The sequence below is a fragment of the Streptomyces sp. NPDC014894 genome (genome assembly GCF_043080985.1).
In the GTDB taxonomy this organism is placed as follows: Bacteria; Actinomycetota; Actinomycetes; order Streptomycetales; family Streptomycetaceae; genus Streptomyces.
This window is the reverse complement of sequence record NZ_JBIBWD010000001.1, coordinates 472,919-489,722: the sequence shown is the minus strand read 5'-3', so window position 1 is coordinate 489,722 and position 16,804 is coordinate 472,919. Positions and strand designations below refer to the sequence as shown.

General features: G+C 74.3%; 14 protein-coding genes. 3 read left to right on the top strand and 11 right to left on the bottom strand.

Annotation, left to right across the window (positions count from 1 at the left end):
- Window positions 1-6: 6 nt before the first annotated feature.
- The 9 genes from ACF089_RS02095 to rimP all read right to left on the bottom strand — a co-directional run bounded on the left by ACF089_RS02095 (window position 7) and on the right by rimP (window position 11,970).
- Window positions 7-951, bottom strand: a complete 945-nt coding sequence (locus tag ACF089_RS02095; protein ID WP_392020552.1) for a bifunctional riboflavin kinase/FAD synthetase — start codon at window positions 949-951, stop codon at window positions 7-9.
- 56 nt (window positions 952-1,007) lie between these two features.
- Window positions 1,008-4,493 (bottom strand): serine protease, encoded by a 3,486-nt coding sequence (locus tag ACF089_RS02090; protein ID WP_392020549.1) that lies wholly within the window; start codon window positions 4,491-4,493, stop codon window positions 1,008-1,010.
- A gap of 349 nt (window positions 4,494-4,842) precedes the next feature.
- On the bottom strand, window positions 4,843-5,742 hold the full coding sequence (truB, locus tag ACF089_RS02085) for a tRNA pseudouridine(55) synthase TruB (protein WP_392020546.1): 900 nt from the start codon (window positions 5,740-5,742) through the stop codon (window positions 4,843-4,845).
- Window positions 5,739-6,182 (bottom strand): 30S ribosome-binding factor RbfA, encoded by a 444-nt coding sequence (gene rbfA, locus ACF089_RS02080; RefSeq protein ID WP_392020543.1) that lies wholly within the window; start codon window positions 6,180-6,182, stop codon window positions 5,739-5,741. Before rbfA ends, truB begins: the two co-directional genes overlap by 4 nt.
- Window positions 6,183-6,216: 34 nt before the next feature.
- Complete coding sequence (locus ACF089_RS02075) at window positions 6,217-6,510, bottom strand: DUF503 domain-containing protein (protein WP_392020540.1); 294 nt, start codon at window positions 6,508-6,510, stop codon at window positions 6,217-6,219.
- 150 nt (window positions 6,511-6,660) lie between these two features.
- Entirely contained in the window at window positions 6,661-9,789 is a 3,129-nt protein-coding gene (infB, locus tag ACF089_RS02070; protein WP_392020538.1) for a translation initiation factor IF-2, read from the bottom strand.
- 148 nt (window positions 9,790-9,937) lie between these two features.
- Window positions 9,938-10,225: a YlxR family protein gene (locus tag ACF089_RS02065; protein WP_392020535.1), complete on the bottom strand. Its 288-nt coding sequence runs from the start codon at window positions 10,223-10,225 to the stop codon at window positions 9,938-9,940.
- A gap of 159 nt (window positions 10,226-10,384) precedes the next feature.
- A complete protein-coding gene (nusA, locus tag ACF089_RS02060; RefSeq protein WP_392020532.1) occupies window positions 10,385-11,470 on the bottom strand; it encodes a transcription termination factor NusA in 1,086 nt (361 codons plus the stop codon).
- A gap of 2 nt (window positions 11,471-11,472) precedes the next feature.
- Window positions 11,473-11,970 (bottom strand): ribosome maturation factor RimP, encoded by a 498-nt coding sequence (gene rimP, locus ACF089_RS02055; protein WP_392020529.1) that lies wholly within the window; start codon window positions 11,968-11,970, stop codon window positions 11,473-11,475.
- A 183-nt stretch (window positions 11,971-12,153) separates the two neighbouring features.
- Between rimP and ACF089_RS02050 the strand changes: the two genes are divergently transcribed.
- From ACF089_RS02050 to ACF089_RS02040, 3 genes are all read left to right on the top strand, one after another.
- Window positions 12,154-12,651 (top strand): hypothetical protein, encoded by a 498-nt coding sequence (locus ACF089_RS02050; RefSeq protein WP_392020527.1) that lies wholly within the window; start codon window positions 12,154-12,156, stop codon window positions 12,649-12,651.
- Window positions 12,648-13,088 (top strand): ferritin-like domain-containing protein, encoded by a 441-nt coding sequence (locus tag ACF089_RS02045; RefSeq protein ID WP_392020525.1) that lies wholly within the window; start codon window positions 12,648-12,650, stop codon window positions 13,086-13,088. Before ACF089_RS02050 ends, ACF089_RS02045 begins: the two co-directional genes overlap by 4 nt.
- 65 nt (window positions 13,089-13,153) lie before the next feature.
- Window positions 13,154-14,023 (top strand): aminoglycoside phosphotransferase family protein, encoded by an 870-nt coding sequence (locus ACF089_RS02040; RefSeq protein WP_392020523.1) that lies wholly within the window; start codon window positions 13,154-13,156, stop codon window positions 14,021-14,023.
- A gap of 457 nt (window positions 14,024-14,480) precedes the next feature.
- Here ACF089_RS02040 and ACF089_RS02035 read toward each other — a convergent pair whose 3' ends face one another.
- Window positions 14,481-16,178 carry a proline--tRNA ligase gene (locus ACF089_RS02035; RefSeq protein WP_392020520.1) on the bottom strand — a complete coding sequence of 566 codons (1,698 nt, stop codon included), beginning with the start codon at window positions 16,176-16,178 and terminating at the stop codon, window positions 14,481-14,483.
- Window positions 16,179-16,247: 69 nt separating this feature from the next.
- Window positions 16,248-16,796 (bottom strand): GNAT family N-acetyltransferase, encoded by a 549-nt coding sequence (locus ACF089_RS02030; protein WP_392020517.1) that lies wholly within the window; start codon window positions 16,794-16,796, stop codon window positions 16,248-16,250.
- Window positions 16,797-16,804: the final 8 nt, after the last annotated feature.

The window sequence follows — 16,804 nt, the reverse complement described above, 5'->3', positions numbered from 1 at the left end:
CGGGTGCTACGCGCCCGCCGTCAGCTCACGGCACTTCTGGACGTCCTCGCCCATCGCCACCAGCAGATCGTCGACGGAGTCGAACTTCCGCTGGCCCCGGACGTACGCGAGGAAGTCCACGGCCACGTGCAGCCCGTACAGATCGAGGCCGATGCGGTCGATCGCGTACGCCTCCACCGTCCGGTCGACGCCCTCGAACTGAGGGTTCGTGCCCACCGAGATCGCCGCGGGCATCCGTTCGCCGGCCGCCGTCAGCCAGCCCGCGTAGACGCCGTCGGACGGAATGGCGGTGTGCGGCAGCGTCTCCACATTGGCGGTGGGGAAGCCCAGCTCACGGCCGCGCTGCGCGCCTCGGACGACGATGCCCTCGACCCGGTGGGGGCGGCCCAGGATCTCGCTCGCGCCCTCGACATCGCCCTCGGCGACCAGCCGGCGGGTCAGGGTGGAGGAGAACGGCAGACCGCCGCCCGCCTCGCCCGTCACCACGAGATCGATGATCTCGGCCTGGTAGTCGTAGGTCCCGCCCAGCTCGGCGAGGAGGTCCACATTCCCGGCGGCGCGGTGGCCGAAGCGGAAGTTCGGTCCTTCCACCACCAGTCGGGCGTGGAGCTTGTCCACCAGGACCTTGACGATGAAGTCCGCCGGGGAGAGCTTGGAGAACTCCGAGGTGAACGGCAGGATCAGCACCGCGTCCACGCCCAGTTCGGCCATCAGCTCCGCGCGCCGGTGGTGCGGGGCGAGCAGCGGCGGATGGCTGCCGGGGCGCACGACCTCGCTGGGGTGCGGGTCGAAGGTCACGACCACCGACGGCACCGCCAGCTCGCGGGCCCGCTCCACGGCCCGCCCGATGATCAGCTGGTGTCCGCGGTGCACCCCGTCGTAGGAACCGATGGTGACGACGCTGCGCCCCCAGTCCTGGGGGATGTCCTCCAAGCCACGCCAGCGCTGCACTGTCACCGCTCCTCGCCCGAACCTGTGTACTGGTATGCCGATATAACGACAGCTGACTACGCAGGTCTAAGACTGCCATGCCCGGGGCCTTCGGTCCGCATCGGTATCGCGGAGGCCAGCGCTCCGATCGTCCGGCGGGCGTCGGGGCCGATCGGGAGGGGCCGTTCCCCGGCGGCTCCGACCGGCCACGCGACGAGCAGGCGGGCGAATCCGGGGGCGGTGCGGGCCAGCCGGATCAGCTCTTCCTCGAAGCGGGCCGGGCCGCCGGTCGGGGCGGCGGCGATCAGCAGCCCCGAGCGGCGGACCAGCTCACGGGTGTCGTCCTCGGGCCGGTCCGCGCAGCCGAGCGCGGCGGCCTCCAGCAGCGCCGCCGGGGTCCCGGGCTCGTCCTCGGGGCAGGCGCGCAGCAGGACGCCGAGGAGTTCGGCGCGCAGCGGGCGCGAGCGGGCGGTCCCGGCGGCGGCGAGCACGGGGGCGAGCGCTTGGCGCAGCTCTCCTGGGCCCTCCTGAAGCACCGCGCTGACCAGGGGAAAGAGCAGGGAACGGGCGGACGGACCCTGGTCGAGACGGCGGTCGACGAAGGCGGCGGCGTGCACGCCGCCGCCGGGGTGGCGGTCGAGGTACTCGGCGACGAGGGCGGCGGCGCGGCGGGCGAGCGCGGGCACGGTGACCTCGGCGAGCGCGCGGAGCACCTCCCCCGCGCGGTCGTCGGCGCGGAGCCTGGCCCGGAAGACCGCGAGCACCGGCCCGGGGTGGGTGATGAGCGCGGCGGCCAGGGCGCTCGCCGGGAGGCCGGGGGCGGCCCGGGCGTAGGCGGTGAGGGCCTGTTCGAGGCAGCGGGAGCGGCTGTGCGGATCCCGTACGAGCAGGGCGAGCGCGGCGCCGTGGAGGGCGGTGTCGGCGGCGCGTCCGAGGAGTTCGTACGCCGCGTGGCGGAGCAGCGCGCGATCGGCGGCGGTGGTGCAGTGGTCGGCGGCGGCCGGGGCGTGGGCGGCGGCCAGAGCCCGGCGGTCGGGGCGCGGGTCGCGGACCCAGCGGTCGACGGCCCGGCAGAGCGCGGAGGGCTCGTCCCGGGCGAGCGCGCCGAGGAGTTCGCGGGACCGGGCGTGTCCGCTCGCGGCGAGGGCCTCGGCGAGGTCGTCGACGGCGAGTGTCCGCCGGGCGTACAGCAGCGCCTGGGCGGCGGCGGCGACGGTGGGGCGCGCCGGGTCCCCGGGGGCGGCGGCGAGGGCGGTCTCGTCGGTGAACCAGCGGCAGAGCAGGGGCTGTACGGCGACGGGGCCGGCCTCCAGCAGGGCGGCGACGGCGTCCAGGACCCGGGGGCCGGGCGTCCCGGGCGGGCCGTCGGCGGGGATCAGCCGGCGCAGCAGATCGAGGCGGTCGGCCTCGGGGATCCGCAGCCGCAGCCAGAAGGCGGGGCCGAAGCCGGCGGGTGCGCCGGCCCGGGCGGGCCGGCGGCCGAGCCGGTCGGCGAGGAGCCGGAGCATGGGGAGGTAGGCCTCGGGGGCGGGCAGCGCGAGCAGGGTCCCGGCGAGCAGCCGGGTGGCCCACCAGTGGGCGTCCGGGCCCGCGTCGGGGCGGGCGACGGCGTCGATGAGGTCCTTGAGCCGCCGGGTCAGCGCGGCCGGGCCGTGGACGCGGTCCAGGAGCAGCAGGGAGTGGACGACCGGGCCGATGCGGTGGCGGGGCACGGGCAGCGGCGGCGGGGGCCGGTGGCGGGCCGAGCCGGGCGGCGGCGGGACATGGCCGGGGGTGAGGGTGCGGCCGGGCCGGGAGGGCAGCCGCGCCGGGGCCGGGGCGGCTGCCCTGGGGCGGATGAGGGCGTGCAGGGCCGCGTCGGGGTCGAGGTGGGCCCCCTGGATCCACTCGGCGACCTCTTCGTGGGCGAAGCGGTAGCCCGCGCCGGCGGGGACGAGCAGCCGCTCGGTGAGGACCGCGGCGGCCCAGCCGGGCCGCCAGGGGAACAGCTCCTCGAAGGATTCGCGGTCCAGCTCCCCGTGGCCCGGGCCCAGACAGCGCCGGGCGGCCTCGTGGACCCGTCCGGCGACCCGGGCGGCCAGCCGGCGTACGGCGGAGCCCCGGGGCGGCGGCCGGGACGCGGCGGCGATGCGTCCGGCGATCCGCAGACAGAGCAGGTCCAGATGGGCGCCGAAGATCTCGTCGCGGCCCGGCCGGCCGCCGACGCGGGCGGGCAGCGCCCCGCGCACCTCGGCGAGGAGCCGCAGCGCCAGCGGATGGGCGGCGTCGGCGGGGGCGATGGCGTCGGCGGGCAGTCCGTACCCCTGGCGCGCGGCCGCCGCCTCGGGCGCGGAGAGATCGGCGAGGGGCATGGCGACGGGCCTCGGGTGGGCGGCGGGGTGGAGGGCCTCGGCGCGCTCCCAGTGCTCGGGGCGGCAGGCGAGGACCATCCGGGCGGCGCGGCTGCTCAGCCAGTGCGCGGTGGCCGCCGTCCACGACGGCAGCCGGTGGGCGAGCGCGGGCGGCATCTCCTCGGGGCCGTCGAGGATCACCAGCAGCGGGCGGCCTGAGCGGTGGGCGAGGTGGGCGGCGCGTTCGGGGGTGACCTCGGCGAGGTCCGCGGGCGCGCCGGACGCGGTGAGCAGGCGTCCGGCGCGCCGCAGCGCGCGGGCGACCGCGTCGGCGACGGACGCGTCGTCGCTGTGCAGGTCACAGCCGCGCAGCCAGAGGGTGGGGGCGGGTTCGGGGCGGTGGGCCCGGTGGGCGGCGAGCGCGGCGAGGGCGGTCGTACGGCCCGTTCCGGGGTCGCCGACGAGGGCGAGCAGGGGCGGGTCGAGCGCGGTGAGCGCGGTGAGGATCCCGGGGCGGTCGTACGGCGGCGTGCGGCCGTGGGGGCCGGGCGCGGCGGCGGTGAGTTCCAGGACGGCGGCGAGGTTGAGGTCGTCGCCGTGGGCGGGGACGGTGGCGGCGTTGCGCCGCAGCAGCTCGGCGAGCGGGCCGTCCGCCGGGACCGGTGTGCGCAGCGGCAGGGCGAGGGCCGAGGCGCGGCGGTCGGACTGGAGCGCGGTGCCGAGTACGGCGAGGACCGCGCCGTTGGCGGCGTCGAGGACGGGTCCGCCGGTCGCTTCGCCGCCGAGGCGCAGCGCGTCGGCGGCGGCGGCCGGTACGGCGAGTTCCACGGCCTCGTCGATGAGGTGGTGGCGGTCGGTGGCGGTGTAGACGACCTGGACCGCGCCGAGGGCGCGGGCGTGGTGCCAGCCCCCGGCGGGCAGTCGCAGACCGGTGCCGGGGACGACGCGGCGGCGGGTGGTGAGGGGCAGGGGCCGCAGTCCGAGGCCCTCGGTGCGGACGAGGGCGAGTCCGGCCTCCGGGAGCGGGGTGATGGCGTCGGCCTCGGCGAGGCAGACGCGTTCCCCGGGGGCGTGGAGCACGAGACGGGTCAGTCCGTCGACGCTCTCGTGGCTGGTGAGGAGTGTGCCGTGGCGGTCGGCGGCGAATCCGGTGCCCCGGGGTCGTCCCGCGAGATCGCGGATGCGCACCAGGTCGCAGGGGGCTGCGAGCGTCGCCGGGTCTGCGCGTCCCATGGGGTCGACGGTAGGCCGACAGTGATCACCGGGTGAAGGCGGCGGGCGAACGCGCCCCCGCCGTGCCCCCGGATTCGCTCCGAGCGCCCGGCCGGGCGGGTGAACGACCGCGCTTCCGGGCGGGTGGACGACCGCGCTTCCCGTGGGGTGAGCGCGGTCGGACCGGGTGCGCGGACGCGCCTTCGGGCGGGTCCGCGGCGGACCGGGCGGGCGGTGATCAGTCGGCCGGCGGGCGACCGGGCGGGCACGGTCGGCCGGGCGGGGCGGGTGAACGGCGGGTGGGCCGTCCGCCCGCCCCGTCGGGCGGGCCGGGTCAGGGCAGCCGGGTCAGGGCAGCCGGGTCAGGGCCTCAGCCGAAGACGGCGAGGCTCTTGGCCTTGCCCTTCTGCTCCTCCACCAGGGCCAGAAAGCGGTCCTCGGGCCCGAAGACCGCGACCGGCGACCGGTCGTGCCGCGGTATGTCCAGCCGTACGCCGTTGAGCAGCAGCCTGGCGCGCCGCTCGTCCACGTCCCAGCGGGGGAACGCGGCGGCCGCGGCGTCGGCGATCGGCATCACGGTCAGCTCCTCCTGGAGCTGGTCGAGGGTCCTGGCCGCGTCCAGCCCGTAGGGACCGACGCGGGTGCGGCGCAGGGCGGTGAGGTGGCCGCCGACGCCGAGTCCGTCGCCGAGATCGCGGGCGAGGGCCCGGATGTAGGTGCCGGAGGAGCAGACCACGGAGACGACCAGGTCCATGACCGGGGTGCCGTCCTCGGCCTCGGCCTCGCGCACGTCGTACACCTTGAAGGACGAGACGGTGACCGGGCGGGCCGGGATCTCGAACTCCTCGCCGCCGCGCACGCGCGCGTAGGACCGCTTGCCGTCGATCTTGATGGCGCTGACCTTGGACGGCACCTGCATGATGTCGCCGCTGAGAGCGGCGACACCGGCGTCTATGCCCTCCCGGGTGACCCCGGAGGCGTCCGCGGACGCGATGATCTCGCCCTCGGCGTCATCGGTGACCGTGCTCTGGCCGAGCCGGATGGTGCCCAGGTACTCCTTCTCGGTGAGCGCGAGGTGACCGAGGAGTTTGGTGGCCCTCTCGACGCCCAGCACCAGGACTCCGGTGGCCATGGGGTCGAGCGTCCCCGCGTGTCCGACACGGCGGGTTCTGGCGATCCCGCGCATCTTGGCGACGACGTCGTGGGAGGTGAAACCCGACGGCTTGTCCACGATGACCAGGCCGTCGGGGGTGGTGGTCCGCTGTGTCATTCGGAGGTTTCGTCCTCGTCCTCCGGCTTGCGGTACGGGTCCGCGTCACCGGCGTAGGCGGCGCCCGAGGAGGCTTCCCGCACCTTGGCGTCCGAGGCCCGTGCCTTGTCCAGCAGGGTCTCGATCGTCTTGGCGTTCTCGGGGAGGGCGTCCGCCACGAAGGTCAGCGTCGGCGTGAACTTGGTGCCCGCCGCCGCGCCGACCGCCGAGCGCAGGACGCCCTTGGCGCTCTGGAGCCCGGCCGCGGCGCTGGCCCGGTCCTCGTCGTCGCCGTAGACCGTGTAGAAGACCGTGGCCTCCCGCAGATCTCCGGTGACCCGGGTGTCCGTGATGGTCACATGAGTGCCGAGCCGCGGGTCCTTGATGCCGCGCTGTAGCTTCTCGGCGACCACTTCCCTGATGAGGTCCGCCAGTTTCTTCGCCCGCGCGTTGTCGGCCACTGGTCCTTCTCCTTCTTACCTGCTTGCCTTGCCATCAGTCTTCGTCGCTGTGGAGCCTGCGTCGAACCGACAGCAGCTCCACCTCCGGCCGGCCGGCGACAAGGCGCTCACACCGGTCCAGCACTTCCGAGAGGTGCCCTGTGTCACCCGAAACCACCGCCAGGCCGATCTCGGCCCTGCGGTGAAGGTCCTGATCCCCGGTCTCCGCCGCGCTCACCGCGAATTTCCGCTGGAGCTCGGCGACGATCGGGCGGACCACGGAACGCTTCTCCTTCAACGACCGTACGTCACCGAGAAGCAGATCGAAGGACAGTGTCCCCACATACATGGATGATCCGGATGTCCCGCCGGTTCGGGTTCATGACGCCTGCCAGCGCTTGGCAGGGACATCCGAACCGTACACGGAGCGGCCGGGGCCGATCGACGGGATTTCTCCCGCCGACCGGCCCCGGCCGAGCGTTCCGCGTCAGCCGTGCGATCAGCCGCGCGGCTTCTCGCGCATCTCGTACGTCGCGATGACGTCGTCGATCTTGATGTCGTTGAAGTTTCCGAGGTTGATACCGCCCTCGAAGCCTTCGCGGATCTCGGTGACATCGTCCTTGAAGCGGCGCAGACCCTCGATGTTGAGGCTCTCCGCGATGACCTTGCCATCGCGCAGCAGTCGCGCCTTGGTGTTCCTCTTGACCTCGCCGGAGCGAATGAGGACACCGGCGATGTTGCCCAGCTTGGACGAGCGGAAGACCTCGCGGATCTCCGCCGTGCCCAGCTCGACCTCTTCGTACTCCGGCTTGAGGAGACCCTTCAGGGCCGCCTCGATCTCCTCGATGGCCTGGTAGATCACCGAGTAGTACCGGACGTCGACGCCCTCGCGCTCCGCCATCTGCGCGGCACGGCCGGCCGCGCGGACGTTGAAGCCGATGACGATGGCGTCGGAGCCCATCGCCAGGTCGATGTCGGACTCGGTGACCGCACCCACACCACGGTGCAGGACGCGGATGTCGACCTCTTCACCGACGTCGAGCTGGAGCAGCGAGGACTCGAGAGCCTCCACCGAACCGGACGCGTCGCCCTTGATGATGATGTTGAGGTCCTGCACCAGACCGGCCTTGAGCACCTTGTCCAGGTCCTCCAGGGAGACCCGGCGGACGCGCTTGGCGAAGGCCGCGTTGCGCTCGCGGGCCGCGCGCTTCTCGGCGATCTGACGGGCCGTACGGTCCTCGTCGACCACCAGGAAGTTGTCGCCGGCGCCCGGGACGTTGGTGAGACCGAGGACGAGGACCGGGGTCGACGGACCCGCCTCTTCCACGTTCTCGCCCTTGTCGTCGAGCATGGCGCGCACTCGGCCGTAGGCGTCGCCCGCGACCATCGTGTCGCCGACGCGCAGCGTGCCGCGCTGGACCAGGACGGTCGCGACGGCGCCGCGGCCACGGTCCAGGTGGGCCTCGATCGCGATGCCCTGCGCGTCCTGCTCCGGGTTGGCCCGCAGGTCGAGCGAGGCGTCCGCGGTGAGGACCACGGCCTCCAGCAGGGAGTCGATGTTCAGACCCTGCTTGGCGGAGATGTCGACGAACATCGTGTCGCCGCCGTACTCCTCGGCCACGAGACCGAACTCGGTGAGCTGACCGCGCACCTTGGTCGGGTCGGCGCCCTCGACGTCGATCTTGTTGACCGCGACCACGATCGGCACGTCGGCCGCCTTGGCGTGGTTCAGCGCCTCGATCGTCTGGGGCATCACACCGTCGTTGGCCGCCACCACGAGGATCGCGATGTCGGTCGACTTGGCACCGCGGGCACGCATGGCGGTGAACGCCTCGTGACCGGGGGTGTCAATGAAGGTGATCTTGCGGTCTTCGCCGTTGACCTCGGTCGCGACCTGGTAGGCGCCGATGTGCTGGGTGATGCCGCCGGCCTCGCCCGCCACCACGTTCGTCTTGCGGATCGCGTCGAGCAGCCGGGTCTTTCCGTGGTCGACGTGACCCATGACGGTGACGACCGGCGGACGGGAGACGAGGAACTCCTCGCCGCCCTCGTCCTCGCCGAACTCGATGTCGAAGGACTCGAGAAGCTCGCGGTCCTCCTCCTCCGGGCTGACGATCTGGACCTGGTAGTTCATCTCCTGCGCCAGCATGACCAGCGTGTCGTCGGAGACGGACTGGGTCGCGGTGACCATCTCGCCGAGGTTCATCATGACCGCGACGAGCGACGCCGGGTTGGCGTTGATCTTCTCGGCGAAGTCCGTGAGGGACGCACCGCGCGACAGGCGAATGGTCTCGCCGCCGCCGCGGGGCAGCATCACGCCGCCGACCGACGGGGCCTGCATGGCCTCGTACTCCTGGCGCCTCTGGCGCTTCGACTTGCGACCACGACGGGCGGGCCCGCCGGGACGGCCGAAGGCGCCCTGTGTGCCGCCACGGCCACCGGGGCCGCCGGGACGACCCGCGAAGCCGGGACGACCGCCGCCGAAGCCGCCGCCGCCACCGGGACCGCCGCCGCCGGGACGACCGGCGAAGCCGCCGCCGCCACCGGGACGACCGCCGCCGCCACCGCCGCCGGGACGGCCGGCGAAGCCGCCGCCGCCGCCGGGACGACCTGCGCCGGCGCCGCCGGGACGACCGCCGCCGCCCGCACCGGGACCGCGACCGCCGCCGCCACCGGGGCCCGGACGGGGTCCGGCCGCGGGACGCTGCGGCATCATGCCGGGGTTCGGGCGGTTGCCCGCGGGGCCGCCGCCGGGGCGGGGGGCCTGCGGACGGGGCATGCCGCCGGGAGTCGGACGGGCGCCGCCCTGACCGCCCTGCGGGCGGGGAGCGCCGCCGGGGCCGCCCTGCGGACGCGGAGCGCCGGGAGCGGCGCCGCCGCCGGGACGCGGGGCGCCGCCGGGACGGGGCGCCTGCGGGCGCGCCATTCCGGTGGAGCCGCCGGAGGTGAAGGGATTGTTGCCCGGACGGGGACCGGCCGGACGGTTGCCGCCGGGGCGGGGGCCGCCCTGACCGGGCGCGGAGCGCGCGGGACGGTCGCCACCGCGGCCGCCGTCACGCTGACCGCCGTCACGCTGGCCGCCGTCACGCTGACCACCGGGGGCCGGACGCGCGGGGCGCGGGCCGGGGGTGGCGGCGGGACGGGAGGCCTGCGGCGCCTGCGGAGCCGCGGGCTGGGCCGGGGCCGGGGCGGAGAACTCCGCCTGGGGCACCGGGGCCGCGGGACGCGCGGGGGCGGGCTTCGGACCCGGGCGGGGGCCCGAGGCCGGGGTGCTGCTGGTGGGCGCGCTGCTCGCGGGGGCCTCGGCGGCGGCCGGCTTGGGGGCCGGGGCGCCGGGCTTCGGAGCAGGCGGACGCGGCGCGGCCGGGGAGGGCGCGCCGGGGGTGGGACCGCCCGGACGGGGGGCGGGGGACGGCGCGGCCTTGCGGGGCGCGCCGGGCTTGGCAGCGGACTTGCCGGCGCCGGCGCCGGGTCCCTGCAGTGCGTCAGTCAACTTGCGTACAACCGGCGCCTCGATCGTCGAGGACGCCGAACGGACGAATTCACCGAGCTCTTGGAGCTTGGCCATGACGACCTTGCTCTCTACGCCGAACTCCTTGGCGAGTTCGTATACCCGGACCTTAGCCACTTCGCTCCTTTTAGGTCCGGGTTAGAGCCGGACCGTCGCTACTTCATGGGCGTACTCATCGCGTACTCATCGAGTGCTCATCGCAATCTCGACCTACTTCCAACTCGCGAGGTACCTGACCGCACGGGGATCCGTGCCGTACTTCTTCTTACAAGACCTGCCGCTCTGCCTGCTCCATGCGCCCCCGCACCGCGGCGGTGTCGAGCGGTCCCCTGCCCCGGAAGGCCCGGGGGAACGCCCGGCGTCGTACAGCAAGATCGAGACAGACCAGGGCGGGATGGAGATACGCGCCCCGGCCGGGCAGCGTACCGCGATCGTCGGGGACGCATTCGTCTCCGACGGCCACGATGCGCAGCAGATCGGTCTTGGCCGCTCGCTCCCGGCACCCCACACACGTACGTTCAGGGCGTGGGCGGGCGTGCGTCCGGCCAGACACGATTAAGTCTACCTCCCCGTAGCGGCCTCACCCCCGTGGGGCAAGAATCGAACGATCGTTGTCTCGATCTCGGCGTCGCGGATCCCGGCGCGGGCACCGTCACCCGGGGCAACGACGCCCTCGCCGGATTGCTTCCCCGGACCGGTCCGGGGCGCGCGCTCAGCCCCGGTCGGACCGCTCGGGCCGGACCGCCCGGTCGGCGCGGTCGGACCGGTAGTCCCGCTCGGAACGGTCGGAGCGGTCGGAGCGGTCTTCGGGGCGCTCGGCCTGCTCGGTGTCCGGGCGGATGTCGATGCGCCAGCCGGTGAGACGGGCGGCGAGGCGGGCGTTCTGGCCCTCCTTGCCGATCGCCAGCGAGAGCTGGTAGTCAGGGACGGTCACCCGGGCGGAGCGCGCGGCGAGGTCCACGACCTCGACCTTGCTGACCCGGGCCGGGGAGAGCGCGTTGGCGACCATGTCGGCCGGGTCGTCCGACCAGTCCACGATGTCGATCTTCTCGCCGTGCAGCTCCGCCATGACATTGCGGACCCGGCCGCCCATGGGGCCGATGCAGGCGCCCTTGGCGTTCAGACCCGAGCGGGTGGAGCGGACCGCGATCTTGGTGCGGTGGCCGGCCTCACGGGCGATCGCCGCGATCTCGACGCTGCCGTCCGCGATCTCGGGGACCTCCAGCGCGAAGAGCTTCTTCACCAGATTGGGATGGGTGCGCGAGAGGGTGACGGAAGGACCGCGCACACCCCGGGCGACCCGGACCACATAGGTGCGCAGCCGCAGACCGTGGGTGTACTCCTCGCCGGGGACCTGCTCCTGCACCGGCAGGATGGCCTCCAGCTTGTCGTCCAGCCGGACCAGGACGTTCTTGGGGTCCTTGCCCTGCTGCACCTGGCCGGAGACGACATCGCCCTCGCGGCGGGCGTACTCGCCGAAGGTGACGTCGTTCTCGGCGTCGCGCAGCCGCTGCTGGATGACCTGGCGGGCGGTGGTGGCGGCGATCCGGCCGAAGTCCGACGGGGTGTCGTCGAACTCCTTGGGCTCCTGGCCCTCCTCCAGATCGGCCGGGTCCTCCTTGGCCCACACGGTCACATGGCCGGTGTCCCGGCTGAGCACCACGCGGGCGTGGCGGCTGCTGCCGTCGGTGCGGTGGTACGCGATGAGGAGGGCCGACTCGATCGCCTCGACCAGCAGGTCGAAGGGGATCTCCTTCTCTTGTGCCAAGCCCTTCAGGAGCTTTACGTCGATGTCCACGGCTACGCCTCCTCTTCCTTCTTGTCCTTGCGGTTGAACTCGATCTCCACCCGGGCCCGGTCGATCTCCGCGAAGGCGATCCGGCGGGCGGTCGCCTTGCGGCCCTTCACGCCGGGCACTTCGAGGTCGAGACCTTCGTCGTCGACGGTGAGGATCCGGGCCACCAGCTCGCCGCCCTCGTGGAGCTGGAACTTGGCCAGCCGCCCGACGGCGCGCGCGTAGTGGCGGTGCTCGGTCAGGGGGCGTTCGGCGCCGGGCGAGCCGACCTCCAGGACGTACTCCTCCTCGCCCATGGCGTCGGACTCGTCCAGCGTGTCGGAGATCGCGCGGCTCAGCTCGGCGCAGGCGTCCAGGGTGGCTCCGTCGTCGGAGTCCACGATGATCCTCAGCTGGCGGCGGCGTCCGGCGCGGGAGACCTCGATCTCTTCCAGATCCAGGCCGGCGGCGCTGACGAGCGGTTCCAGCAGCCCGCGCAGCCTCTCGCTCTGGGTGGTGCTCATCCGGGTGACTCCTCGGCCGCGTGTGCTGTTGTGGGATCGTCGCGTGTCGAATCAAAGGGTATCCGGTCCCGGAGGGTGTTGCCGTCCACCGGAGGGGCGCCCACAGGTACGCTCGCCTGCGGCGATGATCACCGAGAAGTCGAGGAGACACGCGTGGGGCGCACGGGGACGACACGCAGACGTGTGTTCATCGTGACGGGTGCGGTCGCGGCGGGTGCGCTGGCCGGGTGCTCCGGCGGCTCCTCCGGGGGCGGGGCGGCCTCCGAGGAGGCGGCCCGGGCGAAGTCCGAGGCCGCCCTCCGCGCGGAGCTGGCCGCCCGGAGCGGGGCGCTGCGCGACCGCTACGACGCCACCATCGCGCGCCACCCCCTGCTGGCGGGCCGGCTGGCCGGGCCGCGGGACTCGGCGGCCGAGCATGTCGCCGCGCTCGGCGGCGGGGCGCGGAGCCCGTCCGCGAGCGCGGGCGCGTCCGCCGGCGCGACGGCCGCGCCGGCGGCGGTGACGGTGCCCGACACGGAGCCGGCCGCGCTCGCCGCGCTGGCGGACGCGGAGCGCCGGACGGCCGACGGTCACACCGCGGCGCTGGACACGACCGACCCGGAGCTGGCCCGGCTGCTGGCCTCGATGGCGGCGGCGGGCGCGGCCCACGCCTATCTGCTGACGAACGGGGACGCGCGATGAACGAGAGTCCGGATCCGGTGCTCGTCGCGGTGCGGGCGGCGCTCGCCGCCGAACACGCGGCGGTGTACGGGTACGGGGTCGTCGGCGCCCGCGTCGGCGACGACCGCGAGGGCGAGGCGACGGCCGCGCACGGGGCGCACCGGGCCCGCCGGGACAGCCTGGCGCGGACCGTGCGCGATCTGGGCGGGGCGCCGGATCCGGCGGCGGCGGCGTACGCGCTGCCGTTCCCGGTGCCGGACGGAGCGGCCGCCGTGCGGCTCGCGGCGGTCCTCGAGGACCGGGTCGCGGGCGTCTACTCCGACCTCGTACGGGCCGGGGACGGCGCGCTGCGGCGGGAGGCCGCGGTGGCGCTGCGGGAGGCGGCGGTGCGGGCGGCGCGGTGGCGGGGCAGCGGCGTAGCCTTTCCTGGGCTCGCCGAGCGGGCGAAGGGACAGTGAGAGGGCCGGCGGCGCGCCGAGGGGCGGGCGGCCGGCGCGTATGAGGGAAAGGGAACCACTCGCGCATGGGTTTTGAAGCGCCCCAGCGTCTGGTGCGGGCGCTCGGCGAGAGCGACCCGTGGCTCGGGCGGCTGCCCGGCATCGCCGAGGAGACGGTGGCCCGGCTCGGGCTGCGGGTCGAGCGGGTGCTCGCTCCCGGCGGCAGAAGCGGTCTGATCGTGCTCGTACGCCTCGCCGACGACACCCCCGCCACGCTCAAGCTCGCCCCCGGATCGGCCGCCCCGGAGCTGGAGCGGGCCGCGCTCGCGCACTGGGACGGGTGGGGGGCGGCGCGTGCGCTGCCGGTGTCCGGGACGGGGGACGCGCTGGTGCTGGAGCGGCTGCATCCGGAGGTGTCGCTGCGGTCGCTGCCGGAGGCGAAGGCGCTGCTGGAGGCGGCCGGGGTGGTACGGCGGCTGTGGGTCGCACCGCCGGCGGGGCATGGGTTCGAGACGGTGGCGGAGCGTACGGAGCGCCAGGCGCGGGTGCTGCGGGGGGTGGACGACCCGCTGGCGGCGGCGGCTCTCGCCGCCCGGGACGAGCTGGTGTCCGACCCCGCCGAGACCTTTCTCCTCCACGGGGCCTTCCGCCAGGGCAAGGTCCTCGCGGCGGACCGCGCGCCCTGGCTGGCGGTGGGGCCCGAGCCGGTGGTGGGCGAGCGCGCCTACGACCTCGCGCGCCTGGTCCGGGACCGGGCCGAGGATCTCGTCGCCGCGTCCTCGGGCCCTTCGGCGGCCCGCCGCCGGGTGAACAGACTGGCGGACTCGCTGGAGGTGGACGGGGCGCGGCTGCGGGGGTGGGTGTTGTTCCGGGCGGTGGAGTCGGGGATGAGGGCCTTGGAGGCGGGGAGGTCGCGCGAGGCGGAGTCCACCCTGGAGTTCGCCTCCTGGCTCTGAGCCCGGGGCTCGCCCCCCGGGCCCGGTCATCCCCCGGGCGGCCCGGCGCATGGTCCGTCCTCAATCGCCGGACGGGCTGAGTCTGCTCGCCGAAGCGAGTCGGGGCATTCCAGCCCCGCCGGCGATTGAGGCGCGGGGGGGCGGGGCAGAGCCCCGGGGGCAGCCAGAAGCGTGCGGGATCCCCGAGGCGCAGGTCCGTCCTCAAACGCCGGACGGGCTGGGTTTGCTCACCGGGCTGGGTTCGCTCGCCGCGGGTTGGGGCATTCCAGCCCCGCCGGCGATTGAGGCGCGGGGGGCGGGGCAGAGCCCCGGGGACAGCCAGAAGCATGCGGGATCCCCGAGGCACAGGTCCGTCCTCAAACGCCGGACGGGCTGAGTGTGCCAGGCGAGCCGAGCGCGTCATACTCAAGCCCCGCCGGCGATTGAGGCGCGGGGGGTCGGGGGCGGGGCCCCCGGGTCAGGGGCGGAGGCGGGAGACGGCTTCGGCGACGGGGAGTTCTTCGCGGGCGCCGGTGCGGCGGTCCTTGAGTTCGACGACGCCCTCGGCGGAGCGGCGCCCGGCGACGAGGATCTTGGGCACGCCGATCAGCTCGGCGTCGGTGAACTTGACGCCCGGGGAGACCCCGGCCCGCTCGTCCACCAGCACCCGCAGCCCCGCCGCCGCGAGCTGCTCCGCGACATCGAGGGCCAGCTCGGTCTGGACGGCCTTGCCCGCCGCCACCACGTGCACGTCCGCGGGAGCGATCTCCGCCGGCCAGCACAGCCCCTGCTCGTCGGCGGTCTGCTCGGCCAGCGCGGCCACGGCGCGGGAGACGCCGATGCCGTACGAGCCCATGGTCACCCGGGCGGGCTTGCCGTTCTGCCCGAGCACATCGAGCTGGAAGGCGTCGGCGTACTTGCGGCCGAGCTGGAAGATGTGGCCGATCTCGATCGCGCGGTCGAGCTTCAGACCGGTGCCGCAGCGCGGGCACGGGTCGCCGTCCTCGACCACGACGACGTCGGCGTACTCGTCGACCGTGAAGTCACGGCCCGCGACGACGTTCTTGGCGTGGGCGCCTTCCTTGTTGGCCCCGGTGATCCACGCGGTGCCGGCGGCGACCCTGGGGTCGGCGAGGTAGCGGACCTTCTCCAGGCCCTGGGGGCCGACATAGCCGCGCACCAGGTCGGGGCGGCCGGTGAAGTCGTCGGCGGTGACCAGCTCGACCGAGGCGGGCGCGAGGTGGTCGGTGAGCTTGCCGAGGTCCACCTCGCGGTCGCCGGGCACGCCGACCGCGACGATCTCGCCGTCGACCTTGACCAGCAGGTTCTTCAGGGTGGCGGAGGCCGGTACGCCCAGGTGGGCGGCGAGGGTCTCGATGGTGGGGGTGTCGGGGGTGTCCAGCTCCTCGACGGCGGCGTGGTCGGCGGCGGCGACCGGCTCGGCGACGAAGGTCACGGCCTCGGTGTTGGCCGCGTAGTCGCAGGCGGGGCAGTCGGCGAAGACGTCCTCGCCGGCGGCGGCGGGGGCGAGGAACTCCTCGGACGCGGAGCCGCCCATCGCGCCGGAGACGGCCGACACGACCCGGTGGTCGAGCCCGAGCCGCTGGAAGATCTTGATGTACGCCTCGCGGTGCCGGCCGTACGACTCGGCCAGGCCCTCGTCCGTGGTGTCGAAGGAGTACGAGTCCTTCATCAGGAACTCACGGCTGCGCAGGATGCCGGAGCGCGGACGGGCCTCGTCGCGGTACTTCGTCTGGATCTGGAAGAGGGTGACCGGCAGATCCTTGTAGGACGTGCACTGGTCCTTGACGAGCAGGGTGAAGATCTCTTCGTGGGTCGGGCCGAGGAGGTAGTCCGCGCCCTTGCGGTCCTTGAGGCGGAACAGCTCCGGCCCGTACTCCTCCCAGCGCCCGGACGCCTCGTAGGGCTCGCGGGGCAGCAGCGCGGGCAGCAGGACCTCCTGCCCGTCGATCGCCTCCATCTCCTCGCGAACCACACGGGTGACGTTCTCCAGGACCTGCTTGCCGAGCGGCAGCCAGGACCAGATGCCCGCCGCGTTCCGCCGCACATAGCCCGCGCGGACCAGCAGCTTGTGGCTGAGCGTCTCGGCGTCCGCGGGGTCGTCGCGCAGTGTCTTGACCATCAGACGGGACATGCGCTGGACCTGGGCTGCCATGAGGAACTCTCCTGCGTCAAGAAAGGGTGGTGTCGGAGAGGTTAGCCGGGCGGCGGGCGGCGGCGGAAATCAGTTGTCGCGCCGCAGCGGCAGCGGGGCCCCCATCACGGCGTACGGGCTCGGCGCGCTGGGGAAGTGGACGGGGCGGGCGAGGTCCTCGTACCCCAGCTTCCGGTAGAGCCTGCGGGCCGGTGACTCGATGTCGATGGCGGAGAGGATCGAGCGGGGCTGGTCCGCTCCGTCGGTGATGGCGGTGATCAGGGCGCGCCCGATGCCGCGCGCCTGGAAGGAGGGGTGAACGTGCAGCTCGGTGATGACGAAGGAGTCCGTGAGCCACCCCTCGTCGCCGGTGCGGCGCAGATGGGGTTCCACCACGGTGGACCACCAGTGCCGCCGGTCGTTCGGCATTCCGTAGACGAATCCGACGAGCCGCCCGGTCGGGGTGAGCGCGCCGAGCGCGCGGGCGCCGGGCTGGAGGAGGTGGCGGTGCACGATGTGGCGGCGCACCTCGATCTCTTCCTCGGTGAGTCCGAAGGCGAGGGCCTGCACGCCGAGGGCCTCGTCGATCCGGGCGCTGAGGTCGACCGGTTCGACCGCGACATCGGGAAGGGCTGCCATGCGCGAAC

Bases quoted from the DNA above. Each gene is read 5' to 3' on its own strand.
- ACF089_RS02090 (WP_392020549.1), bottom strand. From the start codon at position 4,493: ATGGGACGCGCAGACCCGGCGACGCTCGCAGCCCCCTGCGACCTGGTG.
- truB (WP_392020546.1), bottom strand. From the start codon at position 5,742: ATGACACAGCGGACCACCACCCCCGACGGCCTGGTCATCGTGGACAAG.
- ACF089_RS02075 (WP_392020540.1), bottom strand. From the start codon at position 6,510: ATGTATGTGGGGACACTGTCCTTCGATCTGCTTCTCGGTGACGTACGG.
- rimP (WP_392020529.1), bottom strand. From the start codon at position 11,970: ATGAGCACCACCCAGAGCGAGAGGCTGCGCGGGCTGCTGGAACCGCTC.
- ACF089_RS02045 (WP_392020525.1), top strand. From the start codon at position 12,648: ATGAACGAGAGTCCGGATCCGGTGCTCGTCGCGGTGCGGGCGGCGCTC.
- ACF089_RS02040 (WP_392020523.1), top strand. From the start codon at position 13,154: ATGGGTTTTGAAGCGCCCCAGCGTCTGGTGCGGGCGCTCGGCGAGAGC.
- ACF089_RS02035 (WP_392020520.1), bottom strand. From the start codon at position 16,178: ATGGCAGCCCAGGTCCAGCGCATGTCCCGTCTGATGGTCAAGACACTG.
- ACF089_RS02030 (WP_392020517.1), bottom strand. From the start codon at position 16,796: ATGGCAGCCCTTCCCGATGTCGCGGTCGAACCGGTCGACCTCAGCGCC.